Source organism: Legionella taurinensis (genome assembly GCF_900452865.1).
GTDB lineage: Bacteria > Pseudomonadota > Gammaproteobacteria > Legionellales > Legionellaceae > Legionella_C > Legionella_C taurinensis.
This window is the reverse complement of sequence record NZ_UGOZ01000001.1, coordinates 268559-293091: the sequence shown is the minus strand read 5'-3', so window position 1 is coordinate 293091 and position 24533 is coordinate 268559. Positions and strand designations below refer to the sequence as shown.

Below are 24533 nucleotides of genomic sequence, written 5' to 3'. Positions count from 1 at the left end.
GTCAAAGCACTTTGTTAAAATGCGGGTAATCAATGCGTTTGACAGGACGGTTGTCGGCTATGGGCTCAATAAAACTGTGAATCAGCCCTTGCCAAAACCCCTGATACAAATGAGCCTGAAGCGGATGGTGGTCATCGATCGGAAAACAGGGACCGTGATTGGCTTCCAGCAGCCACACCCGCTCATGACTATCCACCATAAAATCAAACCCAAAAAGGGCAAGGGTTCGTTGCCTGCTGCAACGGAAAGCCTCGGGAAAATCATAGCGCAACCCCTGCAGAACCTGTTGCAGGATTGCGTCAATTTGTGGCAGATAGTGACTGAATTGCGCAAATCGACTGGCGGGGATCTGAATGACATTGACCTCCGGATCGAGCAAGTGCTCATTGGTTAAGTGGGGCCGCAAATCGGAGAAGTCCTCGACATAAGGATGCAGGGCGACATTAAAGTAACCGTCTTTATAGCAAAAAGCGCCATCGTAGTTGGTCAGAATCACAAACAAGCGGATGCTGTATTTACGATCATCCCTTAATAAATGGGGGCTTAAATAACGCTGCAGGACATGCATACCGCCCATGCGTTTTGAGTGTACGTAATGCGCGGCTAAAGCCTCCGGTGTGTCAAACAAGCGTATGTGTTGCCCGTTGTTTAACAACGCCGGTTTTAATATCCAGACTAATTTTTCGTGAGGCGGCAGTTGGGCATGAATGCCCACCAGATGATGCACCACTTCCTGCCAATTGCCCTCATCGACACAAAAAGTTTGAGGCGCGATCTGCGGGCAATAGTCCGCGACAAGTTGTGCCAGCAAATGCTTGTATTCCAGAGTCTGTGCAGCCGCCTCGTTAAACAGCAGCACCTTGTCATTGATGCTGGACAGGCAGTTAAAGCGCGTAACCTTCCACCCCTGCTGCGACAAACAGCGGCTTAGATTGAAATGAGTCGGGGACAGTGAAGTATCTAAGTGATACCGTCTTGAGGTGAATGGCACGCTGTTTATTCTCCACGGGATGTCATGCACGAAGCGGCTTTTTCTGAAGCCCATTGGCAACAATACCTGCTGCTAACCCCCAGAATGCCGCGCCCATTCCTAAAATGGTAATCCCGGAGGTGCTGATCATCAAGGTCAGCAACGCAGCTTCACGGCGATGGGCGTCTGTAAACGCGGCTTGTAAATTACTGCCTATGGTAGCAAAGAGGGCTAAGCCCGCGATAGCCGTGATCAGAACCTTGGGAAAAGAAGCCAGGACATCCACCATCGCTGCAGCAAACAGGCCCATCAATAGATAAAAGACACCGGCCCAGAGACTGGCGAGATACCGTAACTCAGGATCACGACCGGCTTCTTTACCCGCACAAATCGCGGCGGTAATTGCCGCGAGATTACAGGAAAAGCCGCCGAAAGGCGCGAATAACACATTCGTGAGGCCAGTCCAGCTGATTAAAGTGGAGACGGGCGGGCGGTAACCTTCCGCATGGAGAACAGCAATGCCCGGGATATTCTGCGAGGTCATGGTGACAATAAACAAAGGTAGGCTCACGCTGAATAAAAGCGGCCAGGACCATTGAGGCTCGACCCACACAGGCCGGGTCAACCCGTGCTGAATCAAAGTATGGGTAAATACCCCCTGACAGTAGGCGAACAGCAGGCCGATGGCAAGCACCCCCACCATCACGTAGCGGGGGAAAAAGCGTTTACCCAGTAAATAACTGGCCAGCAAGGCCGTAACCAAGCCGGGATCCTCCTGCCAACTGGTAAACACATTCAGCCCAAAATGAAGCAGAACCCCGGCGAGCATGGCCGCCACCAAGTCACGAGGAATAAAATCCATGACCTTTTCAAAATAGCCGCTTAAACCGGCAATCAACGTCAGTAAACCAGTGACCATAAATGCGGCCACCGCCTGCGGCAGGGAAAGGCCAGCGAGACTGGTCATCAATAAGGCGGCACCTGGCGTGGACCAGGCCGTTAAGACCGGCATGCGGTAATATAAGGACAATCCCATTGTGCTTAAGGATGTGCCAAGGCCCAATGCCAAAAGCCATGAACTGATTTCCGCCTTGTCTGCGCCAGCGGCGGCGGCCGCCTGAAAAACAATGGCGGCGGAACTGGTAAACCCCACCATCACCGCGATAAAGCCGGCTACGGCATGACTTATAGAAAAATACTTCAACATCGCGCCACCTCATGATTAAATACAGGATACATTCGCTGTGCGTTATAGCGCACAGCCAAAGGATAGCACCGTGCGTTATAACGCACAAGCGTTGAGAGGAAAAATTTTGGACATTTTTGCACAACACATCGCCAATCACCTGAAAACCCTTCGCCAGCAGCGCGGCTGGAGTCTGGACAAGGCGGCTCAGGAAACTGGCGTCAGCAAGGCAATGCTTGGCCAAATCGAGCGCCTGGAATCAAGCCCCACAGTGGCTACCTTGTGGAAAATTGCCAGCGGTTTTCATGTGTCGTTCTCGTCCTTTCTTGAAGACAGTCCAGGCAACGCCACCGAAACCATTTACCGCCCGCAACCCCAACAGGCGTTGCAGCATGCGGATGAGCAACTCAAAATCACGTCCTTATTCCCCTTTGATCCGGAACTGCGCTTTGAATGCTTTATGATTGAACTTTTACCGCACTGTGAGCAATTATCCACGCCGCATGAACCCGGCGTCATTGAACACATCATTGTGATTGAGGGAACCGTTGACATTCTGATTCATCAGGACTGGCATGTGCTTCACCCGGGCGATGGGCTTCGTTTTGATGCCAGCAAACCGCATGGCTACCGCAATACCCATGATAAAAGCGCTTTTTTCCATGACATTATCCATTACCCTGTGCAATAAAATCCCCTGTGCTTAAGCCGCCTGGCAGCCCACGCCATGATTTTTGTAAATGCTTTGTTAAGAAAAACAAAACGGCATGATCTGAAAAGGGCATGTGCTATTATTTACATAAGTTGGTTTTATACGAGATTCTCATGTCCTCAACACCAGAAGATGCCGCCCCCCAAACAAAAAATCCCACAGCTGAGCGCATCAAGGCGGCCAAGACATTTTATGAGGTGCTGGGTGTGCCTCCGAACGCGAGCACTGAAGACATCAGTAAAGCCTATAAAAAAGCGGCCTTGTTGACTCATCCCGATAAATACAAAGAGCCCGACGCCGAAGAAGTCTTCAAAAAACTGGGTGAAGCCTATTCTGTCTTAAAGGATGACGAGAAACGCCATCAATACGACCTCTCTTTCTCTGACCCGGCTCCGGATAAGGACGATAAACCGGATAATGACATCGACGAGGATGAAGAGTTAGATCAGGACAATGACACTCAACAGTCCACCGCCCCAGGCGGCAAGAAAAAAGACTCCGACAACACCGCCGTACCCCAACAACCTAAACCCAAGGCGGAAGCGGATGCAACCCCCACTAAAAAATCAACAGTTAAAGATAAAAATCGTGCCCAGGAATTAAATGATTCTCTTTTTGATTTCATGACGCCAGCGGCTAAAAAAGGCGAAGACAAGGATCCTAATCAGGAGTGGGTCGATCAGCTGCTGCGATGGGTATTGGAATTTAACCATCAAATAACCAATAAAATATTGGGCTTATTCAGCCAAAACCCGACTGATACCCAGACTCCGACACCGGATGTTCAACAACCCAATCAGGAAACAACGGCGCAGCAGGAGCAGGGCTTGCCTCTATTGGAAGCGATGTCCGATACTGAAGTACTGGCCATTACCGACGGCTCTGAATTGCATTTGGAGGATGGCAACGAACCCGAAACGCCGCAGATCGAAAACAGCGAAACAGCCATTGTACCGTTTAATCCCAATTAACGGGCGATTCCTGCCCTCAAGGAGAGGCAGGAATCGTCGCGGGACTGACCGCCTGTTGGCAAATTCGGTTTAACCCCAGACTCATCGGCTTCAATACCGGCAGTTGTTCGGGTGTGACGTGGTATTGTGAAGCCAGTTTTACCGGGTCGGTAAAGCTTAACCAGACCTGTTTTTTCTCATCCTCAGTCGCCATAATCCGCAAGGGAAGATCCAGGGCAAAGGCCGCATTAGCCTGCATAAGGGCCGTGCCTTTGGCGGGATTACCAATAATCAGCACCTGCGTCTCTGGTAAGGATTGCCCGGCTTTCTCGGCTTCGCCACTGTGGTCAATGCGAGCAAAGATCGTCCCGCCCTGTTTTTTGATAATTGCAGCGACCCGATTCATGGTTTCACTGACCGAATAAGGGCTTTGCAGGGTTTCGGACCAAACCGCCCCAACAGGCGCTGCCAGATTGTAATCGAAAGCACCGGCAATTTTTCGCCCGAGAATATCCAAATCAGGTAATCCACCCTTATTCGCCAGCAGAGTCACACAAACCAATTCCGTGGGTGCTGTAAAACGGCTCAGGAAAGACGAATAACCAGGCAAGTGGCCTTTTATCTCCATAAACCCCGGATGACCGGGGAAGCGCCATCCCGCATTGCCCGGTATGGTTTGACCATTCACAGTCACCGGATGATAGAGGAATTCTCTGTCGGCTGGCTCCTGAACCAGAATGCCGCCAGCCAAACCAATATCCCACAAACTGATGTCTTCTGCCGAGGCGATAATGCCGCTGTCCGCAAAGGTGGCAGTCCAGCTTAACGGCTTGGACGGCGACAGTTTCTGCTCCGTTTGTTCATACCCGGTGACCGGCTCGATGGGGTTAATATACACCCGGTTTTTAAGAAATTGCTGATGTTTAAAGCCCGCTTGGTCATCCTTGACTTCATTATCAATGGTTTTTTCACCGCCGACAAAAAAGGTATGCTTAAGCGCCATGCGTTCAATCTGATTCTTGCTGACAAATTCCTGATAGGTCATGCCGCTTGCCTTTTCGATGACCAGACCCAGCAGGTAATTATTCGTCGCGCTGGCCCGGCTTTGGGTTCCTGGTTTGAACAGAATGGGGGTATTTTTAATCAGTTCCAGCCATTGTGACGGTGTATAGTCTTTACTGTAATCAAAGCCTGAGCTTTCGCGATAATCAGGCAACCCGGACGTTTGGGTCATTAATTGCCGAAGGGTAATACCCTGCCAGGAGGCGGGAATATCCTTTAAGTGAGAGGACAACGCATCATCAAGTTGCAATTTGCCCATTTCTTTCAATTGCATGATGGCAACGGCCGTGTAGGCATTGGTGATTTGTCCAATCGGGAAAACACCATGGGTTGCCACCAGCCGCCTGCTGTCGGTATTAGCCAATCCGTAACCCACCACGCGGGTTATATAAGGCGCCTGGACAATGGCTAAGGACATCCCGGGAACATTGTGTTCTGCCATGTACTGGATAATCAAATCGTCAACGGACTGCCCCTGATAAAGAACGTGAAAATCGCCCCGACCGCTGCCAGCGAATGTGCTTGTCATCATAACCATTCCTTGTATTAAACTCAGTAAGCGCAGCTTTTTTAAGCCACTGACTTTAAGCATATCAATTCCTTGTGAATTTGCATCAAAACGTAAAGCTTAGACTCCGTATTGAACCTTAAAATCAATGAAGCTGGCAAGTAAATTCAATGAAATGACAAACTGGTTCCCATTAAAACCGGTTTGGTTTCTTCCGCCCGGGGTTTTGGAATTCTATCCAGGTTTTGCAGGTGATTGGATTGCATTTTTTCATTGAAGAACGCATTTCGTTGCGAACCCAATCGCTGAGCCAGCAGAATAAGCAAATAATGCGTCGCTTCATCGATGTATCGGCCAACATCCAAGGAGGTTCCCGCCCTCAATGCCTGCTCCAACTGATTGGTCACCCTCGCAACCAATTGCCTGAATAAATGATTGGATTTCTCCTGATTGATGCCGGCGCCGCGGGCATTACACTGGTCAAATAATTGTTGCAGTTTAATCAATGCCGTTTGTGTCTTTGCGCAGGTTTTTGCCTGTTGATGCAGCGCTTCCGGAGACAGTGACTTAAACAAGCCGTCACTCTTATCCACCCACACGTTATACCATTCCACCAAATGGAAAATAAACGAGTGTTCCCTGCCTGCCCTGAATTGCTCCAGGTTCATTAATTGGCGGGTGATTTGATGATGCTTAAAAAAAGTCAATTCTTTTTCCAGCGCCTCCGTTACCGATTTAACGTACATGGTTTTTTCGATGAGTTCTTTTTCGTTAGACGTGGGAGAAACCATCGACTGAAGGCTGCAGCACTGTTCAAGATGAGTCTGTAATGCTGTCGAGGGTAAGAATTGCTGATGGTGACTCTGTCTTAGGCGTTTTAAGAACTGTTCTTCCGCCTGCAGGGCCTTATCAACGGTGTGAAGATAATGAATGCGTTGTTGCATCTCCTCCTCATTTTGCTGATGAACCGCTTCTTTAAATTCCTGCACAAACCGATTAAACAAGGGGTGATAGGACGGATGAAAGGGGAGCAATTGACCATGCAGACGTGTTATCACCAATTGCAGGGCATTTAAGTAATGGCGCGCGGATGGCGTCCTGCTCATCATTTCATTCAGCCTGAGTTGCACAGCCCATAGATCGCGCATAAAACGGGGTTCTTTTTCAGGATTTGGCTCTCGATACGCGTTACCCTCAAGCACCGCGTGCATAAAGCAAAGCAATTTTCGCTCCTCTCCCAGCGTTTTCCACCAGGTTTGCAATTGCTTTGCCTGGGTAGCGATTGCTTCCCGTTGGGCATAGCTTATGGAGCGATCGGGATTGAGCAGATAAGGGAGGCTGCCGCTTCGTCTTAACAGCCGCTCAAGAGTCGCAATATCCTGAGGTTCGTAGCCAGCGATTTCTCTGGAGAGACTTTTGGGCAAGGTAAAGCAAACAGCATAATCCTTCCAATTCCCGCCAATTAATACTTCGCAACTTGAACGGGAGTCCCCCTCCATCAGCGCAACTGACATGTTATCGGTATTAAAAATTTGCGGAATAACGGCATTACGAACCGGAATTTGCCAGGAAGAACCCTCTTCGCGTCGAGGATGAGTCGTTTTACCGTTTTTTTCAAACCCTCTTGTGCCGCCGGTTAGATAGATCGAATCACAGAGTGCTTCAGGAATAAAAATGAAATGTACATTTTTATAGGCCAAATACGCATTGGCAGCCTTTAAAGCACTGTTATCGTGAAACTCAAAGGCACTGACATAACCCGAGTCGATGTACGCCCGATCAGGCAAGTCGGCCGTACCCAAATTCATGTGCAGGGCAGGACAAACCCTGTATTCGGGCAGGGTATTCAATGTTCGAACCGACTCAGCATCCAAATCATCCGCTCGGATAAACACTCGCCAGGTTCGAGGGGCAGCGGGATAAATCGGGTGGCCTGAGTATTCAAATTGAGAGCGCATGGGGAAATTATCTGACAGTCAAATGTCAAATATAGTACCATTTAGATCATTTTTAAGTCAAACAGGCCGTGGCTATTCGCCTGAATCGTCACTGTCCTGGACATTGCCCAGGTTCGTGGGATCTCCGGGAATTTTTCGTGATTCACTGGCCCACTCCCCTAAATCAATTAATTTACAGCGGTAGGAACAAAAGGGTTTGTACGGATTATCCAAACGCCAGGTGTCTGATTGGCCACAAGTCGGGCATTTAATTTTTGGTTTATTGGTCTTCATGATTTATTACTTATCATTATCATTCCTACTGCCCGGGTAGTGCACAAAGACAGCGGCAAACCCGAGACGAGCTCAATCTGGATTCACATACTACACAGTCCTGGCAAGTTTCCAATAGGATTTATGCCTCAACCCATGTATAATGGCGAATCCCTGAACACATGGCTTGCTTTTATAACGGATAAGCCGCAATACGCTAGAGTCTGCTTCACCGCAAAAGGTCTTATATGATTGAGAGAATTCGCAACATCGCCATCATTGCTCACGTTGATCATGGCAAAACCACCCTGGTTGATAAACTGTTACAACAAACCGGTACTTTAAATGAGCGCGCCCCCAAAGTGGAACGCCTGATGGATTCCAACGCCTTGGAAAAAGAACGCGGCATCACCATTCTTGCCAAGAACACCTCCGTCCACTGGCGCGATCACCAGATTAATATTGTCGACACCCCGGGCCATGCCGATTTTGGAGGCGAAGTGGAGCGTATTCTCTCCATGGTCGACAGTGTGCTGCTGCTGGTTGATGCCGTGGATGGGCCCATGCCGCAAACACGCTTTGTAACCCAGAAAGCCTTTGCCCGCGGCTTGAATCCGATTGTGGTGATTAACAAAATCGATCGCCCCGGTGCCAGACCGCATTGGGTCATGGATCAGGTGTTTGACCTGTTTGACAATCTGGGTGCCAATGATACACAACTTGATTTCCCGGTGGTGTATGCTTCCGCATTAAATGGCTATGCCAAGCTTGATCTTGACGATGAAGCCAGCGACATGAACGCCTTATTGCAAACCATCATTGATCGCGTGTCGCCACCCGACGTGGATGAGAATGGCCCTTTTCAGATGCAGATCAGTTCACTGGACTATTCCTCTTACGTAGGAACCATTGGCATCGGCCGGATTACCCGCGGCAGAATCAAGAGCAAATCGCCGGTGAAGGTCATTGATAAAGACGGCAATGTCCGCAGCGGCCGTATCTTGCAATTATTGGGCTTTAAAGGGCTCGAGCGCGTCGAAGTGGAAGACGCCAGCGCCGGTGACATCGTCGCCATCACGGGAATTGAACAGCTTAACATTTCAGACACCCTCTGCGATCCGAATCAGGTTGAAGCCCTGCCGGCATTGACAGTGGATGAGCCCACCATCAGCATGACGTTTCAGATTAACGACTCGCCTTTTGCCGGGCAAGAAGGCAAGTTCATTACCAGCCGCAAGGTACGCGAGCGTTTGCAAACCGAATTGCTGCATAACGTGGCTTTACGGGTTGAGGACACCGAAGATCCGGACAAATTCCGCGTCTCCGGCCGCGGCGAACTGCACTTGTCCATTCTCATCGAAAACATGCGCCGCGAGGGTTATGAACTGGCCATTTCAAAGCCTGAAGTGATCATGCGGGAAGAAAATGGCGAGCAACTGGAGCCTTACGAACGTTTAACCGTGGACGTGGAAGAAACCCATCAGGGTGCAATTATGGAAAAGCTCGGCGAACGTCGAGGCGAAATGCAGAACATGATTCCTGACGGTAAAGGCCGAGTCCGACTGGACTACATGATTCCTACCCGCGGCTTAATCGGTTTTCACACCGAATTCCTGTCAAGCACGTCTGGCACGGGTTTAATGTACCACGTGTATGACCATTACGGTCCTGCACATCGCGGCCGCCTGGGTCAACGCGTGAATGGCGTATTGATTGCCAACTGCAACGGCGCCGCCCGTGCGTTTGCCCTGTTTAATCTACAGGAGCGCGGCCGGTTGTTCATTGAACCGCAAACCATGTGCTATGAAGGCATGCTCGTCGGCATTCATTCACGGGATAACGACCTCGTGGTCAATGTCACCAAAGAAAAACAACTGACCAATATCCGTGCCTCAGGCAGTGATGAAAACATCATTCTGACGCCGCCTATCAAACTGTCGCTGGAGCAGGCTCTGGAGTTCATTGACGATGACGAGCTGGTGGAAGTCACCCCGCAATCCATCCGTCTGCGCAAAAAAGCGCTGAAGGAACACGAGCGGAAACGGGCTTCACGCGCCAGCACCGAGGAGTAACATGGCGTAGGCCGTGCGTTTCCTGCGGCGGCCACCTGTTTATAGGTCAGGAATGTGCTACGATCAAACACAGGGTTCTCATTCCTGACAGGTAATAGTCTGGCCTGATATGAAACAAAAATTCCAACGCATTATCATTTACGCACGACAACACCGTGCCAACCAGGGCGTCAATGAAAGCATTGAGCGCCTGGTTCAATTTTTACATCATCAGAAAATCGAGACCTATCAGGATACCGAGACCGCCTCTCATTTCAAACTGAATCTCCCGGTCCTTGAACGATCCTGCATGGGTAAAAAACAGGATTTGATTATTGTGGTCGGCGGCGATGGTAGCCTGTTATCGGCTGCGCGCATGGCCATTAAAGTCAATGTGCCGGTCATTGGCATCAACCGCGGCCGCCTGGGTTTCCTGACGGACATTAATCCGAAAGACATGGAAAAACAACTGGACACCGTGCTGGGTGGCCGATACATGGAAGAACACCGTTTTTTACTGCAAACCCGCATCCATGATGATGAAAACACCTACTTCCAGGGCGATGCTTTAAATGACGTCGTGTTGGGCCGCGGCAGTGAAACCCACCTCATCGAATTCGATGTCTACATCAATCAGCAGTACGTCTGTCATTACCGCTCGGATGGCTTGATCATTTCTACTCCGACAGGTTCCACCGCCTATGCCCTGTCAGCTGGCGGCCCGATCATGCATCCCCAGTTGAATGCCATGGTCCTGGTGCCGATGTTTTCACACAGTTTAAGCTCAAGGCCGCTGGTTATCGATGGCCAGGCAAAAGTGGACCTAATCATCAGTGAATTGAATGAAACCGATTTGCGCATCAGCTGCGACGGGCATGAATCGCGGCTGGTAAAACCGGGACAACAGGTATCTGTCGAAAAAAATGCGCAGCAACTCCGCTTGTTACATCCCGCCGATTACCATTATTATGATACATTACGGATCAAACTCGGCTGGGAATCAAAACACCAGGGATAAACATGCTCACCTCCTTGCGCATTGAAAATTTTGCCATTGTCAAACAGCTGGACCTGGATTTCTCCCAGGGGATGACTGCATTCACTGGAGAAACCGGCGCTGGTAAATCGATTATGATTGACGCCCTGATGCTGGCCTTAGGCGGCCGTGGCGATGCCACCACATTACGCACAGGCGAAGACAAATGCGACATCAGCGCGACCTTTCATATTGATAAAACCTCTGAACCAGCTAAATGGCTTGAGGAACACGACATTGACTGCGAAGCCGGTGAAATCATTCTGCGGCGAATAATCTATGCAGAAGGCCGCTCAAAATCCTACATCAATGGTCAACCGTTTCCCCTGCAAAAGGTCAAAGAATTCAGCGAAATGCTGGTCCATATCCACGGCCAGCATCAACATCAAACGCTGCTGCATCATGCGACTCACCGTCAGCAGCTTGATGATTATGCCGGTCATGATGAGTGTTTACAGCAAGTGCAGGCCCTTTATAAGCAATGCCAGAAGATTAAACAGGAAATGGACCATCTTAAAAATCAGGATGCCCATTCTGATCGTCTGGAGTTGCTGCAGTTTCAGATCGATGAATTGCAGGCTTTAAACACCTACGAAGGCGAAATGCAATCCTTAAGCGAAGAACATCAGCTTCTGCATCATGCCAACGACTACTTAACCCACAGTCAGCAGATCCTGGCTTTGCTCAATGACAATGACGAGCTCAATATCAATCGGGCGTTAAATCAGGTTCTGCAGTACATGAATCAACTGCCTCAGGAGCAAGAGACCATTAAAAACGCAGCGGAACTCATCAATAATGCCTTGATCCAGTGCGAAGAAGCCGTAAATGAAGTCCGCGAATTCACCAATCAGGTCCAGCTGGATCCGGAACGATTGCAAACCGTCGAACTTCGGCTCAGCGCGTTGCATCAGGCGGCACGCAAATACCATATTGATGCCAATGCACTGCCCCGGCATGCCAGCCAATTGCAGGAGGAATTCGAGCAATTACAGAATAAAGAGCAGCGCGCCACCTTCCTGCAACAGGAGTATGATCGCTGCACCCGTCATTATGAAGAAGCCGCCGCACAGCTATCCAGCGCACGAAAACGGGCCGCGGAAAAACTGTCCGAGGAAATTACCCGCATTATCCAGCAATTGGGTATGCCGAAGGGGCGGGTTGAAATCGAAATCAGCGCACTTGATAAGATGCAGGCGCATGGCATGGACAAAGTCGAATACAAGGTCTGCACCAACCCCGGTATGCCGCCGGACTTATTGAGCAAAATTGCTTCGGGTGGTGAATTGTCCCGCATCAGTCTGGCAATCCAGATGGTGACAGCCCAACGCGGTGCCACACCCACCTTGTTATTTGATGAAGTGGACGTCGGTATTGGCGGCGCAACAGCTGCATTAGTAGGCCAATTATTGCGTAAACTGGGCGAGCGTCTCCAGGTTTTTTGTGTCACTCATCAACCGCAGGTTGCCTCTGCCGCTCACCATCATTTTGTGGTTGAAAAACACAGTGTACACAATGAGACTTTTTCGCACATTATTGCACTTGAAGAAAGCGACAAAATCAATGAAATTGCCCGTATGCTCGGTGGATTGACCATCACGGAACAAACCCGGCTGCATGCTAAAGAATTGCTTATTCAGAATCATTAGCATCGAGTGGCAACCGCGGAAGAAGCGGAAGAATTCGTCATGCCACCAACAACCTTAATGGGTTGGCATCCTCCCCTGCTGTGAAGCACCAGCGAAAGACCCGGTTGTCGCGGCACCTCGCACTGCGATAAACCCATCACGTAATGTTGGCTTAAGTTTAGTGGCTTATACTTCAGATATATTTAAGTCGTTGGAGTAATGATGCCTAAGAAGTTATACGAAATCCTTGGACTCAACACTGAACAATGTTCAGAGGATGACCTACGCAAAGCCTATCGCAAAAAGGCGCTGCAATACCATCCTGACAAGAATCGGAACGATCCATCGGCTGAAGCAAAATTCAAGGAAGTCGGTGCTGCCTACAGCATTTTAAGTGATAACCACCAACGCGCTCAATACGATGCAGGCTTCATTGATGAACAGGGAAATCCTGTTCAGGCACAACAACGCAGTGCACCCAGACAACCACAGCCGCAACCCCGTGAAGAACAGACTCACAGGCCCCAGCCGCAGCCCCGTGAAGAACAGACTCACAGGCCCCAGCCGCAGTCCCGTGAAGAACAGACTCCCAGACCTCAGCCGACCAGAAGAAGGGCTTCCAACCAGGACAATTACGATTCGCATCGTTTTTATCCACGACCAGCCCCAACCTATTACCGGTTTTATAACTCACCCTCGGATGCCAGTACCTTCAAACCGGGCCCAGAACACGCTCCGTTTTTTATTTACACCACCCCTACACCGCTGAGGACCCTGTTTAATCTGTTTACCGATTTTGATGCTCATCTGCATCGAGAAGAGAAGGCTGAATCCTATCGCTATCACAGAGGCAATTCCTCTGCTCCGGAATTTATCTCAATCAAAACGCACCATGCTCCCAGCATGGAACGGATGATTGACCAGCTCATTGCCCAAATGATTCTTCTGGAACTGGTTAGCCAAATGGCGCCGCATTACACAAGCACCATGCCTCACTCCCGATAAACCATCGCTGCCCGTGCATCAACGCACGGGCATTTCTTTACCCGTTGTTTTTTCTTGAATTCAATCATTCATTCACACTGTTATCCACAGAGCCGCTTACCCATAACCTGCGAGCCTCAAAATAGATAATTCATTTATAATCAATAAGTTAATTTTATTTTTGCCTTTTTTTGTGGGTGACCAACAAATTTATGAACAAAGTTATCCACAGACCGTAAAACAGTGGATATGTCAAGATTGAATAAAGGTAGATCGATATTGTTTAATAGAAAACATGACCTACAATGGGGGCGTCCCAGGAGAAGAAGCGGGGGGTTCCCTGGTGTCGTTAATCCCTTTACTCAACTCCTCCCTGACAAAGAGGCCTTTTTGCCTGGCAAACGACAGTCTGGCCACTCCTTGTACTTCAGGAGTTGTCAATGCCTCCTCTGGCAGGAGACTGTGATCGATGGCCTGAGACAGCTCATTGCATTGTTCGGCGGAAAACCGGCCTTCTGACTTTGCCAGAAGCATGGTAATCAATGCGTTACGGCTGGGCGGGTTTTCTCTTTTCAAGGCGCGAATAAACAATGACACCATCTTCGCCGTATACGCTGGTTTGTCATCCTCCGTCTGGGTATCAATCATGAGAATCACTGTTTTTACAACAAGGTCAGGCGGCAGGTATTTTTGTATTTTTCCATCCAGCAGAGCCGGGATAAAAAAATCCTTGACCAGTTGCGTATTCTTTTCCTCAACATAGCGGCTCATGTAATTTTCCAATTCGCTGCAGGCTAGGCGATGTCCCCAGGAGGCGGCTTTAATCAATGATTCCGGGGCCATCATTTTCCGCTGCCGCAAAAACAGGTAATTCAGATAAGCCGTTTCAGCCGGATCCGCTTCGGCTGCAAGGCGCATGAATTTTAAAATCCTGTTGTCCCTGGGCTCCCGGGCCTCAATAAAGTACCTGACACAGGCCAATGCCGCAACAGGTGTCAATTGCCCTGCTCGCTGAAGAGCATTCACCGCCTCGTCTTTCATTGAATCCGATGCGCCGAATTTAGCCTGTTCAATAAGGAGATGAAGACCCGCTTCACGGGCTTTGTCATCAAATACAATGTTCAGCAAAGCCACTGTTTCCGGTGGAAGCGCCTCCCGTTTTATCCCTGAGGCACAGGCAAACCGCTGCAGTCGTCTAAAAAAAGACCAGGCCTTGGGTAAGTCATTGTCGTCCACATAATGGCTTACCAGGGCAATGGCCAGGTTATAATCCAGTCCAAAAAAAACACCGACCTGCGAGGGCTCCCGCAAACCGGCGACAATAAAATCAATCGCGGGCTGATAACCGTTTAGAATAAGCTCGGACAAGGCAGGCAGCACCTCGTTGGCAAACCGTGCGGCAGCGATTTCCGGCGTTGCCTTGTTGAGTGCAACCATGGCTTTGACGGCATAAAACATCAATTTGACCATTTCGAATTGAAAGGTTTGCTGACCATGGGCGAATAACTCCCCTTTCAAGCGGTTAAAGTGTTCATTTTTCAGCAAATGCTCGTGCAGTAAACAGACCCCCGCCTGATTTTTTTCACACCACTGGTCAAAATCAACCAGGACAAGCCTGTCCACGTGTTCAGGGAGCAACGTTCTGATCAACAGGTGGGTGCAGGTTTTTTTAACAAAGGCATCGCCCTGACTCAGCGCAAAAACAAAGGCCCACAAATAATAAGGAGGCCAGGGTGACGAGTCTTGTCCGACATCACGTCCGACCAGAGTCGTTTCTTTTAATGCTTCATGATAAGCGTACTCACTCAACTTCTGTAAAATGACCTGATTTTGACCTTGCTGGTGATCGTTCAGTTGCCTCTGAATTTCAATCCAGGTGTTAAAAATGAACTGCATGATCCGTGAATGGGCATCAAAATGACGATAGTGCAGGTTGGAAAAAAGCCTTTCGAACGTCTGTTTTGCCTGCAATTGCTTTGGCTGCTCCTGCCATGCCCTCATGAAAGGAGCCTGTTGGTACTGCTTAAGAAGTGCGCGCCGTTCTTGCAGGGGCGCCATGAGCAGGGCCGCCAGTTTTTCCCTGGATTCCCGTTGTGAAGTTAAAGCAGCCGGCAGTGCTGCCTGTGACTGCAAATAATCCAACTGTCTGTTGATGCCGTCGATTTCGCTTGCGATATCCTGACTTGAATGAAACAGCGGAAAATCCTGCCAATCCAATCCTGAATCAATGGAGTAAGCCCCCACCGCTTCCATCACATCAAACGGCAACTGCGCATGCGATTGCAGGTAGGTCTCAATGCGTTGTGAGACCTTCTCAAAATAAAAACAGGCCATAACCAACCAGTCAGACCAGTGCTCCTCACCACGCTCAATAACACTTAACTGGTTGGTATGAAACAAGGATGGGAGGTCATTCGGCCCCAAGGGGTAGTTGCCCGCCGCCATCAAGGTTTTTATAGGGCAATTGTTAAAGCATTTCGCCATGTATTTCACCACCGGAAGGGGATGCATGCGGTTAAATGAATCGACCTCCTTTATCAGTGATGTACGCAGGGGTAGCGGTGCTGGATGAGGCGACTGATCCCACCAGACGTAGAGCTGAGGCTCACAACCACGCACAATCAGTTCGCCAATAACCGTCCCATACCTTTTGGCGATACGTATTCGTTGCAGAAAATGGACGCCAAACCGCAATTGGGTCGTGAAAGAAAACGAGAGGGTTACCACATCGCCCTGACCAAGATCAAAGATCATGGCATTCAGTCGCTGTTTGATTTCGTCCACCGCTAACATCATGGTTTGATCTCAATCACTGCCTGGAGAATTAAAAACGGCCGGAAATTATTCTTGGTTCAGGTGAGTCCGCCGCTCATTCATCGTTTCCGCGCTGTTGATCACGGTTTGGCGGCAAATTTCCTGCATCACAGGGATGGTGTGAAGCGGCGTACCCTGCTGGATGGCGTAGGCAATAAAAAAGCTGTCCTGCCATAGCTTCTCCGTTTTACGTGCCTTGGCTTTCATCCATAAGGTGATCCATAGGAAATGAAACAACCATTTGTCGCGGTTTTTTTCCATTTCATGTTCGAAAACGGCCTCCATGGCGGTTTCAATGTCGCAAACCCTTATCCCCTCTACAAAACTGCTTGAGCGATTCACCAGTTTGTCGACATGGGCATTCTCGATGTACCAGGACTCTGTGAATTTCTTCGTGGTCAGCCAACCGCGCGAACGCTTGAAGGACGCGTCCATGGCTGCCTGAGTAAACGGGGAAATCTGAATACTGATTTCCTCCATCACCGCTGCAATATCAATGAACTCCGGCACAAAATGCAAACCCAAAAGCTCCTGAATTTCAAATAAATGCAAATCAGGCATCGCGCCCTGCGCGAGGGTAAGGGCCAGAAAATGGTTCGTGATTAAGACAAAATAATCGCTGTCGACCTCACGTAAGGTCACCGTCTCATCAAAGGCTTCATCGTAATAGCTGTTCACTTCCTTCGCCGCAATGATCGGCGTAATCCAGGCATCCTTAACGCCAATCTCCTGCTTCAATAATAAACCGCCCAGACGATTACCGCGGTATTTTTTTAAATGCACAAACAAACCCTGCGCGCCACTGCCATCGACTTCACTGGCTTTTACACGAAAGGCCGGCTGGGTGCCCAGCGGATGAAAAATGACGCCCTTTTTGCGCTGAATTTTTATCCAGGAATTAAACTGCTCCTGATAAGACGACGGATACCAGCTTTTGATAACCTGCAGACGCGACAACGAGATGGAAGAAAACGTAATGCTTTCAATAATCTGCGCGATGGTATCCACCACCACCTGGCGCACATGGGGTTTGGGATGCAGCAACAGGAGCAAGGCAATATCCTGCCCTTCCTCAATGCTGTACAGATCAATCACCAAATCGGAGAAGAAGTCATCCGGCATGGCATAGCTTTGCGCAAAAAAATTCTCGGCAATATCAAACACAGACAAGTCAGACAGTTCCTGAATCATGTCTTTGATCGCACTTAAATGATTGGCCTCTTCTTCCGGTGTTAATTCCTCTTCTTCGCCTGCGAGATTTAAATAGGCTTCTTTAAGGCGAGATGACAATTCAACATGCACCTCGTAAAACGCATTAAGGATAGGCAGCCAAAAGCTTAACGTGTGTTTGGTTTTATTGATGGTTGCGGCCATGTAATCCATTAGGTGAGTCAGGATTTTGCCACCGGCTTTGTTGCCGTTTTCATGGGCAGCCTGCAATTGGGCGACACAAATATCCAATGCAAACACGCAGGCCGAGTAATACGGCCGTTCCTCATCGTAGGAAGCCTCATCCAACTCCTCAATTAAATCGACAAGGCGCAAAGCTAATTCAGGTTCCTGCAAAAAAGGCGTGTAATGCTGGGGTTCTGGATCGCCATCTTTTTCTATGAGGGCGGCCATGCTGGCGATCCATTTTTTTAAGTGTTCCAGTTCAATAGTCATTCCGAATCAAGCACCTTTCTTGATTTTCCTTCTTCGTCAATGGCTACAAAAACAAAGGTCCCCTCGGTCACCTGATAGCGTCCCGAACCGGCTGCGGGCTCTGCCCAGACTTCGACAGCAATGGTCATCGACGTTGTGCCTCGCTTAATTAATTCCACGTGGCAGCTGACCACATCACCCACGTGCACAGGTTTTAAAAAAGTCATGGAATGAATGGCTACCGTCGCAACACGTCCACGCGCCAATTTTTTTGCCAGCACGCCGGCAGCCAAATCCATTTGTGAAACAATCCACCCGCCAAAAATATCGCCATTGGCATTGGTATCAGCCGGCATGGCTAAGGTCTGAATGGTAATTTCGCCGCGAGGTGCCATGTTATGATCCCGGTTTCAGTTTAGCCAGGGCATCCGCCATGGCGGTGTTAAACACGCCCTTTTTAGCCGGTTGAACCTGGCGTCTGTCTTCTTTTTTACGGGCATCGTCTTTTTTAACCACAGGTGCTTTTTTAGCCTGAGGCTTACTGACTTTCTTGTGCACAACAGCGGGCCTGGCTTCATCGAGTTTCATGCTCAAACCAATGCGGCGACGCTCTTTGTCCACTTCCACTACTTTCACCTTGACGATATCGCCGGCTTTCACCACCGTATGCGGATCCGTAATAAACCGATTGGTCATAGCAGAAATGTGGACTAACCCATCTTGATGAACCCCAATATCCACAAAGGCGCCGAAATTGGTGACATTGCTGATGACCCCTTCGAGAATCATGCCTTCTTCCAGATGACTGATGTCCTCAACGCCTTCTTTGAAATTGACGGTCTTGAATTCCGGGCGGGGATCGCGGCCGGGTTTTTCGAGTTCACGCAACACGTCACGAACAGTCGGCAATCCAAACTGCTCATCCACGTAGTCGGCGGCATTGACACTGGTTAACAAATCATGATTGCCAATGACTTGGGTGATCGTTACTTTTTTATCAGCCAGAATGCGTTCCACCAGGGCATACGCTTCCGGGTGAACCGCGGAGGCATCCAGTGGGTTACTGCCATTCATGATGCGTAAGAAACCCGCCGCCTGCTGGAAGGTTTTTTCGCCCATGCGCGGGACCTGTTTTAACTGGTTACGATCAGCAAAAGCGCCATGCTGATCGCGGTATTCAACTAAATTCTTTGCCAGGGTTTCGTTTAAACCGGACACACGGGTCAACAGAGCCACGGAGGCCGTATTGACATCGACACCCACCGCATTCACGCAATCCTCGACCACGCCATCCAGGCTTCGTGCTAAACGAGTCTGGTTCACGTCATGCTGATATTGTCCGACGCCAATGGCTTTGGGCTCAATTTTAACCAATTCCGCCAACGGATCCTGTAATCGTCTGGCGATGGACACTGCGCCACGCAGACTGACATCCAGATCAGGAAACTCGTTCGCCGCCAGTTCAGAGGCAGAGTAAACAGAGGCACCAGCTTCACTTACCAGCACTTTGTTTAATTTCAAATCGGGATACATTTTAATCATGTCCGCCACCAGGCGTTCCGTGTCGCGCGAGCCGGTGCCGTTGCCAATGCTGATGAGGTTAACATGGTGTTTGGCCGCGAGTTTCGCGAGTTCAGCGATGGCCTGATGCCATTCATTCTGCGGAGCAAATGGGAAAACCGTGGTGTAATCCAGTAATTTACCGGTGATGTCCACGACCACCACTTTCACACCCGTGCGTATGCCGGGATCAAGGCCGATGGTAATGCGTGGGCCAGCTGGAGCCGCCAACAACAGACCGCGTAGATTACGTGCGAACACATGGATTGCCTCTTCATCGGCCGATTCACGTAAACGCGCCAGTAATTCGAGTTCCAGCTTGGTGAATAATTTGATTTTCCAGGTCATGCGTACGGTATCAAGCAGCCAGTTGTCCGCAGCACGTCCCTGATGGCTAATGTTGAAATAAGCAGCCACCCTTCTCTCGCCGTACTCCGCATCATCAACCAGGTGCAGGCCAATTTGCAAAACGCTTTCGCGTCGGCCGCGGAATAAGGCCAGGGCGCGATGGGAGGGGATTTTTTTAATCGGTTCCGCATAGTCAAAATAATCGGCAAATTTATTCGCCGCGTCTTTCTTGTCCTTAGCCTCGCCAGTGGATTTAAGCACAGCATGCTGCCAGAGGTATTCTCTGAGCTCGCTGAGCAACTCCGGATCTTCGGCAAACCGCTCCATTAAAATCTGTCTTGCGCCTTCCAGTGCCGCTTTCGCATCAGCAATGCCAGCCTCGGCATTAATGAATTGCTGAGCATGCGTTTCGGGATCATGCCCGGGCTCCTGCCAGAGGGTCATCGCCAGCGGTTCAAGTCCTGCTTCGCGGGCCAATTGCGCCTTGGTACGCCGCTTGGGACGATGCGGCAGGTAGAGATCTTCCAGGCGGGTTTTGGTGTCCGCAGTAAGAATGGCCTGCTCCAGTTCCGGCGTCAATTTCTCCTGCTCACGGATGGACTGCAGAATCACGGCGCGGCGCTCATCCAGTTCACGCAGATAAAGCAGACGCTCCGCCAGTTGTCTTAATTGAGTGTCATCGAGGCCCTCTGTCGCTTCTTTACGATAGCGGGCAATAAAAGGTACGGTCGCGCCTTCATCCAATAGGCGAATGGCGGTTTCTACCTGCGACACCTTTACTTTAAGCTCCTGGGCAATTGTCGCTGCCGTAGACAACATCTCTTGACTCATTCAGTTCCCCGAAAAACATGATGATAAAAAAAACGAAGGCATTATATACTACTTTGCGGCCTTTGGTTAATTCCTTTCAATTAACCAGACATAATCGATAACCTCCCGCAACCCGCGGACAAACAGCGAATCAGACTCATCCATGCGGCGGTGGCTTTCCTTAAGCAGGTGCAGCGTACAGCCTGGGTACAGCGCGGCTAGTTCATCCGGGGTGACGCTGTAAGGCGGCCCCTCCATCAGCGTCTGATTGTAGGTTAAGGTTTTCAGTAAAATGCGGCCTTTTGATTTTAGCCACTGCAAACAGCGAGACGTGTAAGCAGCGCGTAACGCCGCAGGCAAGGCCACGAGCGCTCCGCGATCATAAAGCCCCTCTGCGGGTTCAATGAGGCGTTGAGGCAGTGTAAACAAATCATGGACCCAGAGCGTTAACGCCGGTGAGGAGTAGCACAGGCAATCGTCAATGGTCTGTTGTTTGAGCGGCAGGTGATTTTCAGCGGCCAGTTGCTGCACAGCAAGCTCGCTTAATTCAATGCCAGTGACCGTGGCCCCCTGGTCCACCAGCCACAGCAAATCCAGGCTCTTGCCGCACAAAGGGACTAAAATGGAGGGATTATCCGCCGTTTGAAGGGACGGCCAGAACTGAATTAAGTCGTCATTGACCAACGGGCGGTGGAAAGGCAGATTGCCGCTTTCCCACAGCGCGTGCCAGAATTGTTTTCCTTTATTCACTCCACCGTCACCGATTTGGCGAGGTTACGTGGCTGGTCCACGTCCGTTCCTTTGGCCACTGCCACGTGATAAGCCAATAATTGCAGCGGAATGGTATACACAATGGGCGCCACCCATTGACCACAGGAAGGAACGGGAATCAGGCGTGCGCCATTGGATTCCCAGGTCTGGGAATCATCCACAAAAACCACCAGTTGACCGCCACGGGCGCTGACTTCATGCAGATTGGATTTTAGTTTATCCAGCAATTCATCATTAGGGGCGACTGCAATAACCGGCATTTCATTGTCAACCAAAGCCAGCGGACCGTGCTTCAATTCACCGGCAGGGTAAGCCTCCGCGTGAATGTAAGAAATTTCTTTCAGCTTCAGGGCGCCTTCCAGGGCGACAGGGTATTGCACACCTCGTCCCAGGAATAAGGTATGGGATTTATTCACAAAAAGAGAAGACAACGATTCAATGGCCTTATTCATTTTCAAGGCACGCTCACAACAGGCCGGCAATTCCTGCAACTGCGTCAATACGGTTTTTGCCCGCTCATCGCGGCATAGCACAGCCGACAGCATCAATAAAGCGGCCAATTGCGTCGTAAACGCTTTGGTCGAGGCCACACCGATTTCGATGCCGGCACGTGTCAGGAAAACGCACTCAGCCTCGCGCACCAGTGTGCTGGTAGCCACATTACAAATGGCCAGGGTAGATAAATAATTTAAGGATTTTGCCTTGTATAACGCGGCTAAGGTATCGGCCGTCTCGCCGGATTGGGAAATGGCAATGAACAGGGTATTGTCGCCGACGACCACATCCCGGTAGCGGTATTCGCTGGCAATTTCAACCTGAGTGGGCAGTCCAGTCAGGGATTCAAGCCAGTAGCGGGCCGTCAGGCCGGCATGATAACTGGTGCCGCAGGCCACAATGTGAATCTGTTTGACCTCGGGAAAAATCGCCGCCGCATGCTCGCCGAAACTGGCCTTGAGCACGTCCAGGCTAACAATACGCCCTTCCAGCGTATCAGCCAGTACTTTGCTTTGTTCGTGAATTTCCTTCAGCATAAAATGGCGATAATTGCCCTTGGTGGCGGTCTGGCTGTCGTTATCAAGCGGATGACGCTGACGTTGTACCGGCTTTTTACTGTGGTCAAAAACATGCACGTCACTGGCAGTCAGCAGGGCGCTGTCGCCTTCATCAAGAAACATGACCGATTGTGCAAAGGATCGCAGCGCCAGCGGATCAGAGGCAATGAATTGCTCGCCTATCCCCATCCCGACAACCAGGGGACTTCCTTTGCGTACCGCAACCAGTTCCTGCGGCCGTTTCTGGTGAATAACACCCAGAGCGAAGGCGCCATGCATCTCAGCGGCAGCATCCTGCACGGCGGTCAACAGGTTTTCATGCTGCTGGTAATGGTAATGGATTAAGTGCGCCGCCACTTCTGAATCGGTTTCAGAATTAAACTGATAGCCGGTGTTCTGCAATTTTTTACGCAGGGATTCATAGTTTTCAATGATGCCATTGTGAACCACGGCAATTTCATCGTGGGAAAGGTGAGGATGGGCATTTTCTTCACAGGGTTTGCCATGGGTTGCCCAACGCGTGTGGGCGATGCCGGTTGTGCCATGGATGGATACTTCCTGCATGGCGTCAGCCAATGCCTGGACCTTGCCCTGGATTCGGACTCGTTTCAGCCGGCCTGTCTTGTCGATAACCGCAATGCCGGCAGAATCATAACCGCGGTATTCCAGACGTCTTAACCCTTCCAGTAATATTTTGCTGATATCACGTTGAGAGGTTGCTCCCATAATCCCGCACATAATTCACTCCTTACCCCAATTCTTTTGACAGGTCGCCAGCATGACCCTGCATGCTGGCGTCTTAATCATTTGAAAAATGGCCAAGTATGCCACAATACCGCGGATATACTAAATAGTAGACGGTTGTTGGCAGTTTGTTTTATAGCCATTGGCTTTCATTACCTCACAGATTTCATAAGCCAGGTAACGATGAGCGCGTGTTGTCGGGTGAATTTCATCCCAGAAGAGGTAATTATCCGGGGTATCACAGACATGATAATTGCGCTCGCCGCGCTTAAAGCTGGCATCGCGGTATTGCAGCACCTGGGCATACAACAAGACGTAATTGCGTGCATAAGGCGATGCGGCAAACGCGCCAAACATCGGCAGTTTGACGTCAATGCAGGCGTCCGTAATGTTAGTCAAGCCATAATCGGCTGGATGGTCCAGGGCTTTTTGCAACAGCGGGTTGATGTCGATGTAGAGGAAATTAACCTCGGGTTGTGCCTGACGCAGGGTTTCAATACGGGCCGCCAGACGCTCATTATGCAGTTTAATGGCCGCACTCAATACTGGCTTGTCGGTGGTGTGAACAAATTTTGGTGTAAAGCCAACGTCTGGCAAGCCCATGATGATGACATGCCGTGCGCCTGCTTTTGTCAATTTATTTACACCTGAAATAATCCCGTCGAGTACATTATCAATGTAGGCGCTCATGACCGCCGGATTGTAATTGTCTTCAAACACCAGCACATTTAAGTAATCGTTAGCCCCGGTGAAGACGAAATAAGCCGTGCGATCATCCACTACCTCGTTCATTAACAGGTAGGCCTGTACCGTCAACCCCAGGCTCGGCGGAATCAGTTTACCCACGATCAGGGTCTTTAAGGTATTTAACGGATGACGGATAAGATTCCATACCGTCAGTTGATAATCATAGGTTACAGCCCAGCTGCCGCCAAAAGCCTGATTGGTGAAATCCTCATTGTCTTCGCGGTCAAGGGCCAGCATGGGTGCCAGGTATTCATTCCAGACGCGGCCATTGGAGAAATGATTTTGCCAATAGGGTTCGCCCGGCAGAACAGGTACTTTTCTCACTTTACTGATCACGGAGGCCAAGAACGGTCCGAATTCCGTATCGAAGTAGTTATTGACTATCTCAATGCCGGCGTCAAGTACCATTTGCGGGACGTAATAATCATAAGCAAATTCTGTCATTTTATTGATGACAAAGACTTTTAAGGGACGAACCAGGTAGGCGGGGCTTTCTTCCTGCCTTAAACTTTTCAGCAGGTGGGTGGTGTTGCCGGTATCGGACAGGCTGTCACCGAAAACCACCATGGACTGAATGGTTTTACCCGCGTGAAGTGAGAGGGGCAGGCAGACGAGCGTAAGACATAACCATTTACAGAGTCTGGCAAAATTAGGCATGATCTCTCCTTAGAATCATTAATCCATTGAATCCCTGCAATGCGATAGAAATTACTCAGTCAGGTTCACGCGTGAAAAAAACTTGCAGC

18 protein-coding genes are annotated in these 24533 nt (G+C 49.9%); 6 read left to right on the top strand and 12 right to left on the bottom strand.

Translation table 11 applies throughout. The features are described from left to right. Position 1: 1 nt before the first annotated feature. Both DYE45_RS01340 and DYE45_RS01335 read right to left on the bottom strand, forming a co-directional pair. Positions 2-1045 (bottom strand): ATP-grasp domain-containing protein, encoded by a 1044-nt coding sequence (locus tag DYE45_RS01340; RefSeq protein ID WP_115300285.1) that lies wholly within the window; start codon positions 1043-1045, stop codon positions 2-4. Then, a complete protein-coding gene (locus DYE45_RS01335) occupies positions 1014-2177 on the bottom strand; it encodes a benzoate/H(+) symporter BenE family transporter (RefSeq protein WP_108294733.1) in 1164 nt (387 codons plus the stop codon). The genes DYE45_RS01340 and DYE45_RS01335 overlap by 32 nt, the downstream gene beginning before the upstream one ends. Positions 2178-2283: 106 nt before the next feature. Here DYE45_RS01335 and DYE45_RS01330 point away from each other — a divergent pair, with 106 nt between their 5' ends. Together DYE45_RS01330 and DYE45_RS01325 are read left to right on the top strand one after the other, a co-directional pair. Next, entirely contained in the window at positions 2284-2847 is a 564-nt protein-coding gene (locus DYE45_RS01330) for a helix-turn-helix domain-containing protein (protein WP_115301047.1), read from the top strand. 134 nt (positions 2848-2981) lie between these two features. Beyond that, on the top strand, positions 2982-3839 hold the full coding sequence (locus DYE45_RS01325) for a J domain-containing protein (RefSeq protein ID WP_108294889.1): 858 nt from the start codon (positions 2982-2984) through the stop codon (positions 3837-3839). Positions 3840-3855: 16 nt separating this feature from the next. Here the strand turns inward: DYE45_RS01325 and DYE45_RS01320 are convergent, their stop codons facing one another. The 3 genes from DYE45_RS01320 to DYE45_RS01310 form a co-directional block, all read right to left on the bottom strand. After that, a complete protein-coding gene (locus tag DYE45_RS01320; RefSeq protein ID WP_242602651.1) occupies positions 3856-5412 on the bottom strand; it encodes a serine hydrolase in 1557 nt (518 codons plus the stop codon). A 143-nt stretch (positions 5413-5555) separates the two neighbouring features. Further along, positions 5556-7346, bottom strand: a complete 1791-nt coding sequence (locus DYE45_RS01315; protein ID WP_108294735.1) for a hypothetical protein — start codon at positions 7344-7346, stop codon at positions 5556-5558. A gap of 72 nt (positions 7347-7418) precedes the next feature. Further along, the gene (locus tag DYE45_RS01310) at positions 7419-7619 is read right to left on the bottom strand and encodes a DNA gyrase inhibitor YacG (protein ID WP_108294737.1); all 201 of its coding nucleotides are present in this window, start codon (positions 7617-7619) and stop codon (positions 7419-7421) included. A gap of 227 nt (positions 7620-7846) precedes the next feature. Between DYE45_RS01310 and typA the strand changes: the two genes are divergently transcribed. From typA to DYE45_RS01290, 4 genes are all read left to right on the top strand, one after another. Then, positions 7847-9670, top strand: coding sequence for a translational GTPase TypA (gene typA, locus DYE45_RS01305; protein ID WP_108294739.1), 1824 nt, complete (start codon positions 7847-7849; stop codon positions 9668-9670). A gap of 109 nt (positions 9671-9779) precedes the next feature. Beyond that, on the top strand, positions 9780-10667 hold the full coding sequence (locus tag DYE45_RS01300; protein WP_108294741.1) for an NAD(+) kinase: 888 nt from the start codon (positions 9780-9782) through the stop codon (positions 10665-10667). A gap of 2 nt (positions 10668-10669) precedes the next feature. Next, positions 10670-12334: a DNA repair protein RecN gene (recN, locus tag DYE45_RS01295; RefSeq protein WP_108294743.1), complete on the top strand. Its 1665-nt coding sequence runs from the start codon at positions 10670-10672 to the stop codon at positions 12332-12334. A gap of 201 nt (positions 12335-12535) precedes the next feature. Then, the gene (locus tag DYE45_RS01290; protein WP_242602650.1) at positions 12536-13318 is read left to right on the top strand and encodes a J domain-containing protein; all 783 of its coding nucleotides are present in this window, start codon (positions 12536-12538) and stop codon (positions 13316-13318) included. Between the two features lie 279 nt (positions 13319-13597). Here the strand turns inward: DYE45_RS01290 and DYE45_RS01285 are convergent, their stop codons facing one another. The 7 genes from DYE45_RS01285 to plaC form a co-directional block, all read right to left on the bottom strand. Further along, positions 13598-16093, bottom strand: coding sequence for a hypothetical protein (locus DYE45_RS01285; protein WP_108294747.1), 2496 nt, complete (start codon positions 16091-16093; stop codon positions 13598-13600). Positions 16094-16138: 45 nt separating this feature from the next. Then, a complete protein-coding gene (locus DYE45_RS01280) occupies positions 16139-17776 on the bottom strand; it encodes a Y4lR C-terminal helical domain-containing protein (protein WP_108294749.1) in 1638 nt (545 codons plus the stop codon). Beyond that, on the bottom strand, positions 17773-18150 hold the full coding sequence (locus tag DYE45_RS01275) for an acyl-CoA thioesterase (RefSeq protein ID WP_108294751.1): 378 nt from the start codon (positions 18148-18150) through the stop codon (positions 17773-17775). Before DYE45_RS01275 ends, DYE45_RS01280 begins: the two co-directional genes overlap by 4 nt. A gap of 1 nt (position 18151) precedes the next feature. Continuing rightward, the gene (locus DYE45_RS01270) at positions 18152-20494 is read right to left on the bottom strand and encodes a Tex family protein (protein WP_108294753.1); all 2343 of its coding nucleotides are present in this window, start codon (positions 20492-20494) and stop codon (positions 18152-18154) included. Between the two features lie 66 nt (positions 20495-20560). Then, positions 20561-21223 carry a thiopurine S-methyltransferase gene (locus DYE45_RS01265; RefSeq protein ID WP_108294755.1) on the bottom strand — a complete coding sequence of 221 codons (663 nt, stop codon included), beginning with the start codon at positions 21221-21223 and terminating at the stop codon, positions 20561-20563. Continuing rightward, positions 21220-23034, bottom strand: coding sequence for a glutamine--fructose-6-phosphate transaminase (isomerizing) (gene glmS, locus DYE45_RS01260; protein WP_108294757.1), 1815 nt, complete (start codon positions 23032-23034; stop codon positions 21220-21222). Before glmS ends, DYE45_RS01265 begins: the two co-directional genes overlap by 4 nt. 108 nt (positions 23035-23142) lie before the next feature. Continuing rightward, positions 23143-24444, bottom strand: coding sequence for a lysophospholipase/glycerophospholipid:cholesterol acyltransferase PlaC (gene plaC, locus DYE45_RS01255; RefSeq protein ID WP_108294759.1), 1302 nt, complete (start codon positions 24442-24444; stop codon positions 23143-23145). Positions 24445-24533: the final 89 nt, after the last annotated feature.

Coding starts and splice junctions, on each gene's coding strand:
- glmS (WP_108294757.1), bottom strand. CDS start 23,034: ATGTGCGGGATTATGGGAGCAACCTCTCAACGTGATATCAGCAAAATA.
- DYE45_RS01335 (WP_108294733.1), bottom strand. CDS start 2,177: ATGTTGAAGTATTTTTCTATAAGTCATGCCGTAGCCGGCTTTATCGCG.
- DYE45_RS01280 (WP_108294749.1), bottom strand. CDS start 17,776: ATGACTATTGAACTGGAACACTTAAAAAAATGGATCGCCAGCATGGCC.
- recN (WP_108294743.1), top strand. CDS start 10,670: ATGCTCACCTCCTTGCGCATTGAAAATTTTGCCATTGTCAAACAGCTG.
- DYE45_RS01275 (WP_108294751.1), bottom strand. CDS start 18,150: ATGGCACCTCGCGGCGAAATTACCATTCAGACCTTAGCCATGCCGGCT.
- DYE45_RS01310 (WP_108294737.1), bottom strand. CDS start 7,619: ATGAAGACCAATAAACCAAAAATTAAATGCCCGACTTGTGGCCAATCA.
- DYE45_RS01300 (WP_108294741.1), top strand. CDS start 9,780: ATGAAACAAAAATTCCAACGCATTATCATTTACGCACGACAACACCGT.
- DYE45_RS01285 (WP_108294747.1), bottom strand. CDS start 16,093: ATGATGTTAGCGGTGGACGAAATCAAACAGCGACTGAATGCCATGATC.
- typA (WP_108294739.1), top strand. CDS start 7,847: ATGATTGAGAGAATTCGCAACATCGCCATCATTGCTCACGTTGATCAT.
- DYE45_RS01340 (WP_115300285.1), bottom strand. CDS start 1,045: ATGGGCTTCAGAAAAAGCCGCTTCGTGCATGACATCCCGTGGAGAATA.
- DYE45_RS01270 (WP_108294753.1), bottom strand. CDS start 20,494: ATGAGTCAAGAGATGTTGTCTACGGCAGCGACAATTGCCCAGGAGCTT.
- DYE45_RS01320 (WP_242602651.1), bottom strand. CDS start 5,412: ATGATGACAAGCACATTCGCTGGCAGCGGTCGGGGCGATTTTCACGTT.
- plaC (WP_108294759.1), bottom strand. CDS start 24,444: ATGCCTAATTTTGCCAGACTCTGTAAATGGTTATGTCTTACGCTCGTC.
- DYE45_RS01315 (WP_108294735.1), bottom strand. CDS start 7,346: ATGCGCTCTCAATTTGAATACTCAGGCCACCCGATTTATCCCGCTGCC.
- DYE45_RS01325 (WP_108294889.1), top strand. CDS start 2,982: ATGTCCTCAACACCAGAAGATGCCGCCCCCCAAACAAAAAATCCCACA.
- DYE45_RS01290 (WP_242602650.1), top strand. CDS start 12,536: ATGCCTAAGAAGTTATACGAAATCCTTGGACTCAACACTGAACAATGT.